General features: G+C 62.5%; 13 protein-coding genes. 6 read left to right on the forward strand and 7 right to left on the reverse strand.

The annotated features are described in order from the left end of the window. Window positions 1-245 precede the first annotated feature (245 nt). From P0D73_RS24380 to P0D73_RS24390, 3 genes are all read left to right on the forward strand, one after another. On the forward strand, window positions 246-1,196 hold the full coding sequence (locus P0D73_RS24380; protein ID WP_408433098.1) for an urea transporter: 951 nt from the start codon (window positions 246-248) through the stop codon (window positions 1,194-1,196). 70 nt (window positions 1,197-1,266) lie between these two features. Continuing rightward, the gene (locus P0D73_RS24385; protein WP_408433100.1) at window positions 1,267-2,043 is read left to right on the forward strand and encodes a class II aldolase/adducin family protein; all 777 of its coding nucleotides are present in this window, start codon (window positions 1,267-1,269) and stop codon (window positions 2,041-2,043) included. Window positions 2,044-2,095: 52 nt separating this feature from the next. Beyond that, the gene (locus P0D73_RS24390; RefSeq protein WP_106280598.1) at window positions 2,096-2,281 is read left to right on the forward strand and encodes a 4-oxalocrotonate tautomerase; all 186 of its coding nucleotides are present in this window, start codon (window positions 2,096-2,098) and stop codon (window positions 2,279-2,281) included. Window positions 2,282-2,459: 178 nt separating this feature from the next. Here P0D73_RS24390 and P0D73_RS24395 read toward each other — a convergent pair whose 3' ends face one another. The 7 genes from P0D73_RS24395 to garD form a co-directional block, all read right to left on the reverse strand. Next, a complete protein-coding gene (locus P0D73_RS24395; protein WP_132382860.1) occupies window positions 2,460-3,659 on the reverse strand; it encodes a porin in 1,200 nt (399 codons plus the stop codon). A gap of 98 nt (window positions 3,660-3,757) precedes the next feature. Continuing rightward, window positions 3,758-5,110, reverse strand: a complete 1,353-nt coding sequence (locus P0D73_RS24400) for a TRAP transporter large permease (RefSeq protein ID WP_095420608.1) — start codon at window positions 5,108-5,110, stop codon at window positions 3,758-3,760. A gap of 7 nt (window positions 5,111-5,117) precedes the next feature. Next, on the reverse strand, window positions 5,118-5,597 hold the full coding sequence (locus tag P0D73_RS24405; RefSeq protein WP_132382858.1) for a TRAP transporter small permease: 480 nt from the start codon (window positions 5,595-5,597) through the stop codon (window positions 5,118-5,120). A gap of 146 nt (window positions 5,598-5,743) precedes the next feature. After that, window positions 5,744-6,736, reverse strand: a complete 993-nt coding sequence (locus P0D73_RS24410) for a TRAP transporter substrate-binding protein (protein WP_132382856.1) — start codon at window positions 6,734-6,736, stop codon at window positions 5,744-5,746. 625 nt (window positions 6,737-7,361) lie between these two features. Next, window positions 7,362-8,291: an SMP-30/gluconolactonase/LRE family protein gene (locus tag P0D73_RS24415; RefSeq protein WP_408178423.1), complete on the reverse strand. Its 930-nt coding sequence runs from the start codon at window positions 8,289-8,291 to the stop codon at window positions 7,362-7,364. Next, window positions 8,288-9,130, reverse strand: coding sequence for an NAD-dependent epimerase/dehydratase family protein (locus tag P0D73_RS24420; RefSeq protein ID WP_408433101.1), 843 nt, complete (start codon window positions 9,128-9,130; stop codon window positions 8,288-8,290). Before P0D73_RS24420 ends, P0D73_RS24415 begins: the two co-directional genes overlap by 4 nt. Window positions 9,131-9,184: 54 nt before the next feature. Further along, window positions 9,185-10,774 (reverse strand): galactarate dehydratase, encoded by a 1,590-nt coding sequence (gene garD, locus P0D73_RS24425; protein ID WP_408433103.1) that lies wholly within the window; start codon window positions 10,772-10,774, stop codon window positions 9,185-9,187. A gap of 236 nt (window positions 10,775-11,010) precedes the next feature. Here garD and kdgD point away from each other — a divergent pair, with 236 nt between their 5' ends. The 3 genes from kdgD to P0D73_RS24440 all read left to right on the forward strand — a co-directional run bounded on the left by kdgD (window position 11,011) and on the right by P0D73_RS24440 (window position 14,434). After that, the gene (kdgD, locus tag P0D73_RS24430; RefSeq protein ID WP_132382848.1) at window positions 11,011-11,928 is read left to right on the forward strand and encodes a 5-dehydro-4-deoxyglucarate dehydratase; all 918 of its coding nucleotides are present in this window, start codon (window positions 11,011-11,013) and stop codon (window positions 11,926-11,928) included. Window positions 11,929-12,076: 148 nt separating this feature from the next. Continuing rightward, window positions 12,077-13,489 (forward strand): MFS transporter, encoded by a 1,413-nt coding sequence (locus P0D73_RS24435; protein ID WP_408286050.1) that lies wholly within the window; start codon window positions 12,077-12,079, stop codon window positions 13,487-13,489. A 201-nt stretch (window positions 13,490-13,690) separates the two neighbouring features. After that, window positions 13,691-14,434: a FadR/GntR family transcriptional regulator gene (locus P0D73_RS24440; protein ID WP_132382844.1), complete on the forward strand. Its 744-nt coding sequence runs from the start codon at window positions 13,691-13,693 to the stop codon at window positions 14,432-14,434. Window positions 14,435-14,521: the final 87 nt, after the last annotated feature.

Consider the following 14,521-nt stretch of genomic DNA (forward strand, 5'->3'; position numbering starts at 1 on the left):
CCTCGTGAGGCGGCGCAGCCGGGTTCTGCCGGGTTCCGCCGGGCTCATATCGTAGCGCGAATGCTTTCGACTCGCCGACTCCTGGACATCGCGGGCGTGTGTCGCAAATAGCCACTATCAACGCGCAGCGATGCCCGGCGCGGCCTGGCTGGCCTATGCTCGCGGTTCGCAGTCATCCGACCGGCGCGCGCCCGACGCTCGCGCGGCGAAATTGCGCATCATCGAGATCACCCCGCCTTCCCATCATGCACGCCGCCGCGACCGAAGCTCAATCCTCCGCCTTGCGCACACTGCTGCGCAGCCTCGGCCAGATCGTGCTGCAACCGAACGCCTTCACCGGCGCGTGCCTGCTCGCCGCCTGGCTGCTCTACGACCCGCGCCTCGCCTGCGCGGCACTGATGGGCGCGGTCGCGGCCAATGTGAGCGCGGTATTGGCCGGTTATCGCGAGGACGAAACGCGCGCCGGATTGCACGGTTTCAACGGCGCGTTGGCGGGACTCGCCGCCTTCAACTTCATCGCCGACAATGCGACAGCGGGCGCGGTGGCGATTCTCGCCGCCACGTGCACGGCGTGGTTCGTGGAGCCGTGGTCGCGCTGGCTGCGGGCGCGCGGACTCGGCTTCCTTTCGAGCCCGTGCCTGATCGTCACGTGGCTTTGGCTGCCGATGGTCACGGTCAACGCGCCATCCGCTAGCGTGCCGCCGGCGCATGCGCTGGGCGCGACGCAAGTGGGCAGCGGACTGCTCGCCGGCTTCGCGCAAACCGGCTTTGCATCGGACGCGTTGCCCGGATTGCTGGTGTTGGTCGGGATTGCAGCGGCGTCGCGCAGGCATGCGCTGCGGGCGCTGATCGGCGCCGGATTCGCCAGCGCTGCGCATCTGCTGCTCGGCGCAACGATAACCTCCTTCGACGCGGGCCTGTTAGGATTCAACGGCGCGCTGACCGCGCTTGCGCTGGCCGACTGCGGCCTCGTCACGATGCTCGGCGGCGTGGCCGTGTCGGTCGTGCTGCAAGCGTCGGCGGCGCACTTTGGCTGGCCGGTTATGACGGCGCCCTTCGTCCTCGCGACGTGGAGCGTGCAGTGGCTCAAGCGACGCTCGGCCCACGGCGTGAGCGCGGCGGCCGCCGAACCCGCGCAACCTGTGGACGCCGCACGCGGCGCGACGACGCCGGTCCAGGCCAGCCGCGCGAGCTAGTTACGCCGCCGGGTTTCGTCACAAGCTCGCGCCACACGTTTCGGCGATCATGCAACTTCAGGAGACAGACATGCCGTTCACTCACAGCCCTGCCGCCCGCGTCGCCGAGGCGGGGCCATTGTCCGATGCCGAGCGGCAGACCCGCGTCGACCTGGCCGCGGCCTACCGGCTCGCGGCGCTCAACGGCTGGGACGACCTGATCTACACGCATATCTCGGCGAGCGTTCCGGACGAACCCGGCCACTTCCTGATCAACCCATTCGGCCTCGCCTTCGATGAAGTGCGCGCAGCGAATCTCGTGAAAATCGATATTGCGGGCAACATCGTCGGCGCGAGCGAACATGCGGTGAATGCGACCGGCTTCGCACTGCACGCAGCGGTCCACGCGGCACGCGCCGATGCCTTCTGCGTGATGCATCTGCACAATACGGCGGGCGTGGCGGTTTCCGCGCAACCGGCCGGCTTGCTGCCCGCCTCGCAACACGCGCTGCGCTTTTACGGCCAACTCGCGTACCACGATTACGAAGGCCTCGCGTTCACGCCGGCGGAAGGCGAGCGACTCGTCGCGCATCTCGGCGACAAGCCCGCCATGCTGTTGCGCAATCACGGCACACTGACCACCGGCCGCACGGTCGCCGAAGCCTACGTGCTGATGGCAACGCTGCTCAAGGCCTGCGAGATCCAGTTGCAGGCGCAAGCATGCGGCGCGGAACTCGTCGTGCCGAGCGATGCAGTCGCCGCACGCACGGCGGAACAACTGTACGATGGTGGCGCCATTGAAGGCGTGCTCGAATGGCCTGCCTTGCTGCGCAAACTCGACCGCCTCGACGCCAGCTATCGCGATTGAATTCGCGCCACGTTCACTTCAATCCCAATCTCGTTCTTAACGGAGTCACACCATGCCCACGTTTCATATCGAACTCTTCGAAGGCCGCTCGGTGGAACAGAAACGCCAGTTCGTCGAAGCCATTACCAAGGCGACTTGCGAATCGCTAGGGGTCGAACCGAACTCGGTGGATATCATTCTGACCGACGTGAAACGCGAAAACTGGGCAACGGCTGGGCGTTTGTGGTCCGACGCCTGAGGGTGAAGCGTACGGCATGCTTGACGACGCTTGCCGTGCACTGGCGCTTCAAATCCGCGTCACCAAGGGTTCTCACCTTGAGCTGCGCGCGTTGCGCGCGCAGCTTGTGATGCTCAGCGAAGCATATTTAACGCATCGCCGTGGCGGCGTAACAACACACCGCCACGAAGTTACGCCATCAGAACTTGTGGATGATGCCCACACCGGCAGCAAACTGGCTGCGTGACGAGGACGGCGCGCTGTTCTGGCCGTCGCCGATATCGGCCGTCGCGTTGATGATGCTCACGCCGTTCGTACCCAGGGTCTGACCGCCTGCGCGTTGATAGGCCTCGAGCGCATACAGACCGGTGCGCTTGGAGAGGCTGTAGTACTGCGAGAGGTTGAACTGCTGGTAGCTAGCCGAGCTCGTGATGCCGTTCGCTTTGGTAGCACGCGTATAGCTGTAGCCCGCAGCCAGGTCCAGTGCCGTCAAAGGCTTGAAGTGCAGCACGGCACCGCCCGTGTTGAAGATCGCGGTGGTGTGGAACGGCGAGTTGATACCCGGAACGTATTGCACGTTCGAGTACGAGAACGACACGTCCCACTGCGGAGTGAACGCATAGCCGCCCGTTACCGCCACGCGCTGCTGTGCCTGGGCGCGCTGATAGCCGTTGTTGATGCCCGACACACCCGCCTGGGCGCCGTTGTTCGACGTCGTGGAGTCAGCGCCCCATGCGCCGCCGCCAGGCGTCGAGTTGTTGATGCGCTGGAAGCCCGCCGCAATGCCGAACGGACCATTCAGGTACTGCAAGGCCGCGCTCCACGTCGAACCGGCGTTGAAGCTGCCCGGCACGCCGCCCAGCGCATACGAGCCGCTAGCCGTCAGCCCATAGAAGTTCGGCGACGTGTACACCAGCGAGTTATTGACGCGGTACAGCGTATCCAGAGAGTCGATATCGCCCGGGTGTGCGCCGTATGCGCCCGTCAGCCAGGTGGTCGGGCTGTACGGCGAGAGCAGCGTGTAGTACGACGTATATTGGCGGCCTGCGGTGAACGTACCGTAGCTGGCATTCGCCACACCGACGTAAGCCTGGCGGTTGAACGCGAGACCGGAAACCGACTGCGCGCCAGTTGCGCTGTTAAAGCCCTCTTCCAACTGGAAGATCGCCTTCGTGCCGCCACCCAGGTCCTCGGCGCCTTTCAGGCCGAAACGGCTGCCGGCCCAGATGCCGTTGACCATCTTCACGACCGAACGGCCGCCGCTGGTCGAACCGAGCGACGTTTGGCTACTCTGATAGCCGATCCCCGTATCGACGATCCCGTACAGCGTCACGCTGCTCTGAGCGTGCGCGCCGAGGGCGACCAAGCCAAGCGCCGAAGTTGCCAATGCCTTTTTCATTTCTGCTCCTCTTTAAAAGATTATTCTTTGATCGCGGCACCCTTCGAGTGCCGCGGAGTGTGGATATTTTTCGAATGCTCCGGCATTAATTAAGGATTTCAAAATACCGGATGACCATTGATCAGGCTAGGCAACCATGTCGAGAACATCGGTACGTAAGTCACGATGTTGATCGCGCTGAAGATAGCCAGGTAATAAGGCCACGCCACCTTGGTAGTTTCACCAATCGACACATTGCCGATCGCGCACCCGATAAACTGCACCGAGCCGATTGGCGGGTGCACCAGACCCAATGCGCAATTCAGCAGGATCATGATCCCGAACTGCACGGGACCGACGCCGGCGTGCATCGCCATCGGCAGGAACAGCGGCGTGGTGATCAGGATGTGCGCCGCCATGTCGACGAACGTGCCGAGGAAAATCTGGATCAGGTTGATGTACAGCAGCATCAGCCACGGCAGGCTGGTCGCGCCGTCGAGCATGTGTTCGATCGCATCCGGAATCTCCAGATAGGCCATCTGGTAACGCAGCATGTTCGACACGCCGATCAGCAGCAGCACCACGCCGGTAGTTTTGGCCGCCTTGGACAATGCGTGGAACAGCTTCTTCATCGTCATCGAGCGATACACGACGATCGTCAGCACCAGCGAATAAAACACTGCGATAGCGGCGGCTTCCGTCGCCGTGGCAATGCCTTTTGCCACGCAAACCAGAATGATCGCAATCACCATCAAGCCGGGCAACGCGCCGAGGAACGTGCGGGCCACGGCGTACCAACCCGGGAATTTTTGCAGTTCCGTCGACCCATCGGCACGACGCGGATAACCGTACTTGACCGCTTGCCAGTACGCGGCGATCAGCACGAAACCCATCACCCACAACACCGGCAGTAGACCGGAAAACAACAGATCGCCGATCGAGACGCCGCTCATTGGGTGTCCGTTCAACGTGCCCGTGATGCCCTGGGCCGCAAATGCATAGATGATCATATTGGTCGACGTCGGCATCAGCGCGCCCGCCAGCGACGAGTGCGTCGTCACGTTGACCGCATAGGCCGCGCTATAACCTTCACGCTTCATCAACGGAATGACCACGCCGCCCATGGCCGACGTATCCGCCGAGGGCGAACCGGAGACCCCGCCGAACAGTGTGCAGGCGACCACGTTGGCCATACCGAGGCCGCCGCGGAAATGCCCGACCGTGGCTTGCGCGAAACGCAGAATGCGGTCCGCGATGCCACCGTGCAGCATCAGCTCACCGGACAGAATGAAGAACGGCACGGCGAGAAACGAGAAGCCGTTGATGCCCGAAATCATCGACTGCATGGCGGTGGCCGCCGGCAAGCCTTCGTACAGATAAGTCAGGACACACGAGAGCCCGAGCCCGAAGGAAACAGGAACGCCGAGAAGGAGAAAAACAAGAAAACTAACGGAGAGGATGGCAAGTTCCATGATTGCTCTAGTTTTGTTTCTGTGCGAAAAGCGCGAGCAGGTTCTCAATCGAGAACATTGCAATGCAGACGCTGGCAATAACCGGAATGCAGTAACGCAACGATTCAGGCAAGCCGATAATTGGAATCCGGTCTTCGGCGGTGGCCTCCACCATCTGCAGACACCCGAAGAAAACCATCACCGCAAACGCGATCAGGCAAATATGCTGAAACGCCGTGGCGATGAGTTGCCCTTTCGGCGGCAATTTCTTGACGAGCGAATCGAGCCCGATATGACCGCCCTCACGCACCTTGAGCGCGGCGCCGAACATGGCGATCACGATCACCAGCAAAAGCGCGATGGGCTCGACGAAATCCGGCGCATCGCTGAAAACGTAGCGCATCACGACGCTATAGATCACCAGCAGGCTCAGCACGGCGAGACTCACCGACGCCAGGATAACCAGCGCGCGGAACAGAAAATCATTTGGGCGTTTCATGAATCTCATTGAACCCATCCTTGCATACGACCGACCTGTCTTTAATAGTCAGCAATCCTGTTCGACTTATCGATTCAGGAAGCACGCAGCGGCAGAGCCCGCGAATCTTCTCGCAGGCTCTGTGCGCCGCAGTTGTGCCTCCGTTCAGGCGAACCTTATTTGACTGCCTGAATCTCGTCGACGAGCTGCTTCATTTGCGGGGTCTTTTCGTACTTCGCCCAGACCGGCTGCATGGCCTTGACGAACGCGGCGCGATCGATCTGCGTCGAGGCGACGATGGTCGCGCCGCCCTTCGTGACCGTCTTGCCCGCGTCGGCTTCACGCGCCGTCCACAGCTTCTGGTAGTACGGCACCGAGTCGGCGGCAGCCTTCTTGATGATGTCCTGCTCTTGCGGCGTCAGCGTGTCCCACACTTTCTTCGAGAACACCAGGACTTCCGGCGTCATCGAATGCTGGGTTTCGGAGTAGACCGGCGCGACTTCGAAGTGCTTGGTTTCTTCGTACGACGGCAAGTTGTTCTCAGCGGCATCCACCAGACCCGTCTTCAGGCCCGTATAGACCTCGGCGAACGGCATCGGCGTGGGCGTGCCGCCCATTGCGCGGATTTCGTCGACCATCAGATCGGACGGCTGCACGCGAACCTTGAGGCCCTTCATGTCAGCCGGCGTGTGAATCGGCTTCTTGGTGTAGATGGAACGCGCGCCGCTCTCGTAGAACGTCAGCGCGATCATGCCCTTCGCCTTGAAGGCGTCGAGAATCTTCTGGCCTTCCGGGCCGTACATCACTTTGCGGAAATGGTCGATGTCGCGGAACAGGAACGGCAGCGACGGGATCATCGATTCGGGCACGATCTCGTTGAAAGCGGCACCGTTGGCGCGCGCCATGTCCAATGCGCCGATGCGCACCTGATCGATCGTGTCGTTTTCGGAACCCAGCGCGCTATTGCCGAAGACCTTCACGGAATCCTTGCCGCCGGTTGCCTTGTTGATCTGTTCCCCCATGTATTTCACGGCCATGTTGGTCGGATAGGTGTCGCCATGCACGTCGGACACGCGGAACACACGCGCTTGTGCCGACACGGTGCTGAAGGCCAGCAGCGAGGCTGCGACGATCATCGAAACACGGGAAGAGGCAAACTTCTTATTCATCGTGAAATTCCTTGAAAAATTGACCATCCAATCGATTGCGGAGGGCCCGCTTGCGGTGGCCGCCCGCGGATGCGACATGGTTTGCTGCGTCTCCCGGCTCGACGCTCGCCGCCGCTAGCGGTCACGAGCGCTTTGCCATGCTGGTCTGTGCAACGTCCCCGGCGCAGATGCTCAGCACTCCTGTCAGACAACTCGACTCTTTTACTTTTGCTTCAACTGCATCGGCTTGCGTCGCGCGTGCGAGTAGTCGCGCGTCGACGCCGGCTCGTTCATACCGAAAACTTGAAAATTCACAGAAAGGAATTCGTTTGGGCTTATACGTTGTACGACGACATATGAAGTCTATAAAACGAAGTTTGAGTTGTACAGACGGTATTTACCCGCACCGCGAAGGCATCCGGCATGGATGACCGATGCATCGCACGGCGAGTCCCTACGCCAACTGGCGCGGCGCTCCCGGGGTAAAACCGGCATGCCCCGGAGACGCTGTTTTTCGTAGCGAAATGTGACGAGACCGTAGTCTTTACACCACAATGTTGTACGACGACCTATGAATATCGAGCAGACAAACAAAGGGCGCCGGAGCATGACGACATGCCCGGCGCCCTTCTCATGCGGGCTTCGCTTACAGCTCGCCGGCGAACTCCGGCTCGGGCAGCCCGGTTACGCCAGGACGCACGGCGAACAGATGGCCGTCGTGCTCGCTCGCGTTCGCTGCGGGACGAATCGACGTGACGAACAGCGTGTCCAGATCGCGTCCACCGAAGGCACACATGGCCGGCTTGATGGCCGGCACGGCGATCTGCCGGTCCAGTTTGCCTTCGGGCGTGAAGCGCAGCAACAGGCCTGCGTCGTTCGCGCAGATCCAGTAGCAGCCGTCGGCGTCCACCGCGGCGCCGTCCGGACGGCCCGCATGGTGGTTCAGATCAGCGAACACGCGACGGTTGCGCGGCTCGCCAGTCTCGACGTCGTAATCGAAGGCCCAGATCTGCCTGCGCAACGGATGCGAGTCCGACAGATACATGGTCGTGCCGTCCGGCGACCACGCGAGGCCGTTCTGCGTGATGAGCGCGTCGACGACCGGCGCGGACAGCACGCCGTGCGCATCGAAACGATAGAGCGCACCGGCCGGCTTGGCCGCCGCCATGTCCTGCACCATCGTGCCGGCCCAGAAGCGTCCTTGCCGGTCGCAACGGCCGTCGTTGAAACGCATGTCGTCGCAAGCGAAATCCGGGGCGGCGAGCTTGCGGCCTGTCACCTGCACGGGTTCGCCGTTCGCCGAGGGCGCGGTCAGCGTGACCGCAAAGAGCCCGGTCTCGCAGCCGGCCAGCACCGTGCCGCGACGATCGAACGCGATGCATGCGACTTTCTCCGGCAGCAGCCATTCAGAGCGCTCGCCCGAATCGATCCGCAAGCGCACGATCTTCTGCGCCGGAATATCCACCCAGTACAGCGCTTGCTCCGCGACGCGCCACACCGGACTTTCACCGACTGAGGCCGGCGCCTGCCCCGCTGCCTCGACTCGCTCCACTCGCGGGTTCGCCGCGGCGCTCACCGTTTCGGCTCCATCGGACCGGCGAGCACAAACGGGCCGCCCTGGAAACGCTGCGTCGGATCGTCGAGTTCGGCAGTCGGTGCCGTGACCGGAAAGAGATGATCGAATTCGACCGAACTGTCTTGCGGACGAAAACCGAGGAACGCGGCCTTCGTGTTGTCCACCCACTTGGTCCGGTTATCCGACACGCCGTAGACGATCGCGTGACCCACGCGGTTGGTGAACAGCGAGCAGCGCACCAGTTCGATGAAGTCGCGATAGCTCAGAAAGGTCACGAGCATGCGCGGATTCTTCGGCTGCTCGAACGACGAACCGATCCGCAGACACACGGTCTCCAGACCGAAGCGATCGAAGTAGTAACGCGACAACGATTCACCAAAGCATTTCGTCACACCGTACAAGCTGTCGGGACGCAGCGGCGCATCGATATCGACCACCTCCGTCACAGGATGAAAACCCACCGCATGATTCGAGCTCGCATACACGATGCGCTTCACGCCCTGCTTCTGCGCAGCCGAATAGAGGTTGTACAGGCCACGGATATTCGCTTCGATCAGATCTTCGAACGGCGCCTCGACGGAAATGCCACCGAGGTGAATCACCGCGTCCACGCCTTCGAGCAGCGCGTGGACCGCGGCTTCGTCCGCGAGGTCGACGGTCAAAGCTTCCTCATGCGCCGCCACCTCGCCAAGCGGAGCGATATCCGTGACGCGCACGATATCGGCCCACGCGGCGAGCGCGCCGCGCAACTGCTTGCCGAGGTTGCCCGCCGCGCCGGTGAGCAGCAGGCGGCGAAAGGGTTTCTGTGCCGCGCCGCGGTCAAGGTTCGAGTCAGTCATGTTTCTATAGTGGTGTGAGTGCGATCAGATCAGGCAAGGCAGCCAGCCGGCCCATCAGGTCACGGGCGCCGGATTGAACAGCGTCAACGCATTGTGGAGCTTGAGCTTTTCAGCGCAGGTCTCCTTGCGCCCGCTGGCGACATCGAGCATCAGACGGAACAGTTCCCAGCCCACCTCTTCGATGGTCGCCGCGCCGGTCGCGATGGTGCCGGCGTTGATGTCCATCAGGTCGTGCCAGCGGCGCGCCAGATCGGAGCGCGTCGCGACCTTGATGACGGGCACTTCGGCGAGGCTATACGGCGTGCCGCGGCCGGTGGTGAAAACGTGCAGGTTGATACCCGCCGCGACTTGCAGCGTACCGCAGATGAAGTCGCTCGCCGGCGTGGCCGCGTAAATCAGGCCTTTCTGGCGAACCTTCTCGCCGGGCGACAACACGCCGGAAATCGCCGAATTGCCCGACTTGATGATCGACCCCATCGCCTTTTCGACGATGTTCGACAAGCCGCCCTTCTTGTTGCCCGGCGTGGTGTTGGCGCTGCGGTCCGCGCCGCCGCGCTTCAGATAATCGTCGTACCACTGCATCTCGCGGATGATCGCCGCGGCGACCTCCGGGTTGGCCGCGCGCGCCGTCAATTGATCGACGCCGTCGCGCACTTCGGTGACTTCGGAGAACATGACGGTGGCGCCGGCACGCACCAGCAAGTCGGTCGCGTAGCCCACTGCGGGGTTCGCGGTGAGGCCGGAGAACGCGTCACTGCCGCCGCATTGCACGCCGATCACCAGATCGGACGCGGGGCAAGTCTCGCGGCGGCGATTGTTCAAACGCTTCAGATGACCATCGGCCATTCGCATGATCGACTCGATCATCGACTGGAAGCCGACGTGCGCTTCGTCTTGCAGTACGACGACGTCGCCGTTCAGATCGGCCTCGACATCGCCGATGTCCGCGACTTCGGCCACATTCGCGGCCGCGGCGATCGGAATCGTGCCGGGCGGCATCAGGCGCTCGGGCTGCAGCTTCTCGCAGCCGAGGCTGACCATCATCACCTCGCCGCCGAAATTCGGATTAAGGCTGATGTTGCGCACGGTGCGGATCGGCACCATCGCGTCGGGCGCGTCGATCGCGACGCCGCAACCGTAGGTGTGGCCGAGGCTCACCACGTCGTCGACATTCGGGTAGTTCGGCAGCAACTCAGCCTTGATACGCGTCACCGCGTGCTGGACCACATCGGCGACGCATTGCACCGTGGTCGTGATGGCGAGAATGTTGCGCGAGCCAACCGAGCCGTCCGCGTTGCGGTAGCCCTCGAACGTGTAGCCCTCGAGCGGCGGCATCTCCGGCGCCTTGATGGTGGCGATCGGCAGATCCTCGAGTCCCGGCGGGCTCGGCATGCGGATCACATGTTCGTTGATCCAGCTGCCCTTGGGCAGCGCCTTGAGCGCATAGCCGATCACCACGTTGTAGCGGATGACCTCGTCGCCCTCGGCCAGATCCGCCAGCGCGACCTTGTGCCCTTGCGGCACGCGCTCGCGCAGCGCCAGGCCATCGGGAAATACCGCGCCCTCACCCAGGCCGCCGTCGTTGACGACGATCGCGACATTGTCATTGGGGTGAACGCGAATGTAGAGCGGAGATTGTTCCATTGCATCGATCCTTATGGCGATGTACGCCTGCTGCGCCAGCTATTCATACGTCATCCTACAACACAGGAGATTGCACAGACGTTCCGTATTTACCCTAGGAGAAGCATTATGCCGTGAAATGCCCGTTGAGTTAGCCGTTTTGTTGTTGTACGATGACGTATAAGAAATTTCAATTTCTACCTGAACGAACCACCGCGAACCGCCCGCGAACCATTCCGACGCTCTGGATACTCATCATGACGACACCGCAGGAACTGAAGCAGATCGTTTCCGAAGGCCTCCTGTCCTTCCCCGTTACCGACTTTGACGAACAAGGCGATTTCCGCGCCGACACCTATGCTGAGCGCCTCGAATGGCTCGCTCCTTACGGCGCGTCGGCGCTGTTCGTCGCCGGCGGCACGGGCGAATTCTTCTCGCTCACGCACAACGACTATTCGAACGTCGTGAAGACGGCCGCCGAAGTCTGCAAAGGCAAGGTGCCGATTCTCGCCGGCGCGGGCGGCCCGACGCGCGTCGCGATCGCTTACGCACAGGAAGCCGAGCGCCACGGCGCGAACGGCATTCTGCTGATGCCGCACTACCTGACGGAAGCCTGCCAGGAAGGTATCGCCGCGCACGCTGAAGAAGTCTGCAAGTCCGTGCCGAACATGGGCGTGATCATCTACAACCGTGCGAACTCCAAGCTTAACGCCGATATGCTCGAAGGGCTGGCCGAGCGCTGCCCGAACCTGATCGGCTTCAAGGACGGCGTGGGAGAGATCGAGAACATGGTGTCGATCCGCCGCCGCCTCGGCGACCGCTTCTCCTATCTCGGCGGCTTGCCGACCGCGGAAGTCTATGCCGCGGCGTACAAGGCGCTGGGCGTGCCGGTGTATTCGTCGGCAGTGTTCAACTTCATTCCGAAGACTGCGATGGACTTCTACCGCGCCATCGCCGCGGACGACCACGCGACCGTCGGCAAGCTGATCGACGAATTCTTCCTGCCGTATCTGGCGATCCGCAACCGCCGCGCCGGCTACGCGGTCAGCATCGTCAAGGCGGGCGCGAAGCTGGTCGGCCACAGCGCCGGTCCGGTCCGCGCGCCGCTGACCGATCTGACGGAAGAAGAAATGAGCAAGCTGGACGCGCTCATCAAGACGCTCGGTCCGCAGTAATCCGGCTGGCCTATTAGTAGCAATTGACACCCGCCGGCCGTGCGAACGATGGCTGCGTAGACGGCACCGCAAAGAGCGCCCGGGACGGCAACGTCGCCGGGCGTTTTTGTGCCGCACGAATGTATCGACGAAGCGTCGTAGCCGCTTTTTGCGCCACGACGCCTCGGGAGCCCACTCCTCCCGCGCAAAAGAAATTCAGGAGATGACCATGGAAATGAGCCGCACCGTCAGTGCCGCCCACGTCGCAAAGCGCACCCGAGTCCGCTACGGAATCCTGCTGCTGATCTTTCTGATCACGACCTTCAACTATGCAGACCGCGCCACGCTGTCGGTGACCGGCTCGGCCATGCGCGCCGAGTTCGGCTTCGACGCGATCCGCATGGGCTACATCTTCTCCGCGTTCAGTTGGGCCTACGTGCTATCGCAACTGCCGGCCGGCTGGCTGCTGGACCGCTTCGGCGCGCGGCGCGTCTACGCGGCGAGCATTTTCTTCTGGTCGCTCTTCACGCTGCTGCAAAGCTCGATCGGCTTGCTGGGCAGCGCGGCGGCCGCCGTCACCGCGCTGTTCGTGCTGCGCTTCGCGATGGGCGCGGCCGAATCGCCGGCATTTCCGGCCAATGCGAAGGTCGTGGCGAGCTGGTTTCCGACCAACGAACGCGGCACGGCGTCGGCCATTTTCAATTCGGCGCAATACTTCGCGGCGGTCGTGTTCACGCCGTTGATGGCGTGGCTTACCCACGCGTTCGGCTGGCACATGGTCTATGTCGTGATGGGCGTGATGGGGCTTCTGCTCGCGCTCACGTGGCTGAAGGTGATGAAGAACCCCGCGGATCATCCGCGTGTTTCGCGCGCCGAGTTGGAGTACATCGAACAGGGCGGCGGCGTGATCAGCGGGCAGAAGCAAGCCCGATCCGCCGACAAGATCGAAAGTACCGGCGGCTGGTCCCTGGTTCGCCAACTGCTCAGCAACCGCATGCTGGTCGGCGTCTATCTTGCGCAGTACTGCATCAACGTGCTGACCTACTTCTTCCTGACGTGGTTTCCGATCTACCTCGTGCAGGCGCGCGGCATGACGATTCTGCAAGCGGGTCTGGTCGCTTCGCTGCCGGCGATTTGCGGATTCTCGGGCGGCGTGCTCGGCGGCATTCTCTCCGACGGGCTGATCCGTCGCGGCCATTCGCTCACGATAGCGCGCAAGGTGCCGATCGTCGGCGGCATGCTGCTGTCGGTGTGCATCATCGGCTGCAACTATGTGTCGACCGACTGGGTCGTCGTCGCGCTCATGTCGCTCGCGTTCTTCGGCAAAGGCATCGGCGCGCTCGGCTGGGCTGTCGTCGCCGATACATCGCCGAAGGAAGCGCTCGGTCTCTCCGGCGCGATCTTCAATATGTTCGGCAACGTCGCCGGTATCGTGACGCCGATCGTGATCGGCTATCTCGTGGCGAAGACCGGCTCGTTCAACGGCGCGCTGGTGTTCGTGGGCATCAATGCCCTGCTCACGGTGTTCAGCTATCTCGTGATCGTGAAAGACATCAAGCGGGTCGAGTTGCGCCCGCGCTGATCGCGCGGCGGTTATCGTACTTCTCTGCGGACGGCGAAATGAGCGCCGCCGCAGCGTGAAACGCAGGCTAGAAAGGGACCCCGGCGTCGCATCGGGCGCCGGCCCGCAAAATGATATGGCGTGGTTATAATCAGTCGTCAGACGACGGTATAATGAAACACATGAAGTGTCTGCAACTATCTGATTCAAGGGGCGTTTTCGATGGCTACACCACTGGCATCCGCGGCACCGCCACGACGCGCTCGTAATCTTGCCGAGTTCGTCGTCAGCTACGTCACCGAGCAAATCGCGTCCGGCGCGTTGAAGCCCGGCGACAAGCTGCCGACCGAATCGCAACTCATGGTCACGCTGAGCGTGAGCCGCACCGTCATTCGCGAGGCGATTTCGCGTTTGCAGGCGGGCAAGATCATCGAGACGCGGCACGGCATCGGCAGCTTCGTGCTCGAGCCGCAGCGCGAAAAGCTGGGCATCGACATGGTGCCCGCCACCACTCTGCGCGACGTGCTGTCGATCCTGGAACTGCGCATCAGTCTCGAAACGGAATGCGCGGGTCTCGCGGCCCAACGCGCCAAGCCGGATGACCTCGCGCGCATGCGCGGCGCGCTCGACGCAATCGAAGCCACGCGCCATAACGGGCTGGACAGCGTCGACGCCGATCTGCAGTTTCATATCTCGGTGGCGCGCGCCACGGGCAACCGCTATTTCGTCGACATCCTCACGCAAATGGGCAGCGCGCTGATTCCGCGGAACCGGCTCGATTCGGCGGGCATTGCGCGCGCGGAACCGGACGCGTATCTGTCGCTCGTCAACCTCGAGCACGAAAGCATTCTCGAAGCAATCACGCGGCACGACGCGGAAGGCGCGCGCGCGGCCATGCGCATGCATCTGTCCAACAGCCGCGAGCGTCTGCGGCGCGCGAACGAAGCCGCCGAGGCGAATAGCTGATTCGGCTCGCTTCTGATTCGGGTTCGCTAAGGCGGACGCAATAGAAAAATGGCCGGGATATCCCGGCCATTCTTTTATCTCACTCGA

Origin of the sequence: Paraburkholderia sp. RL18-101-BIB-B (assembly GCF_046026985.1) — a bacterium.
Lineage (GTDB): Bacteria > Pseudomonadota > Gammaproteobacteria > Burkholderiales > Burkholderiaceae > Paraburkholderia.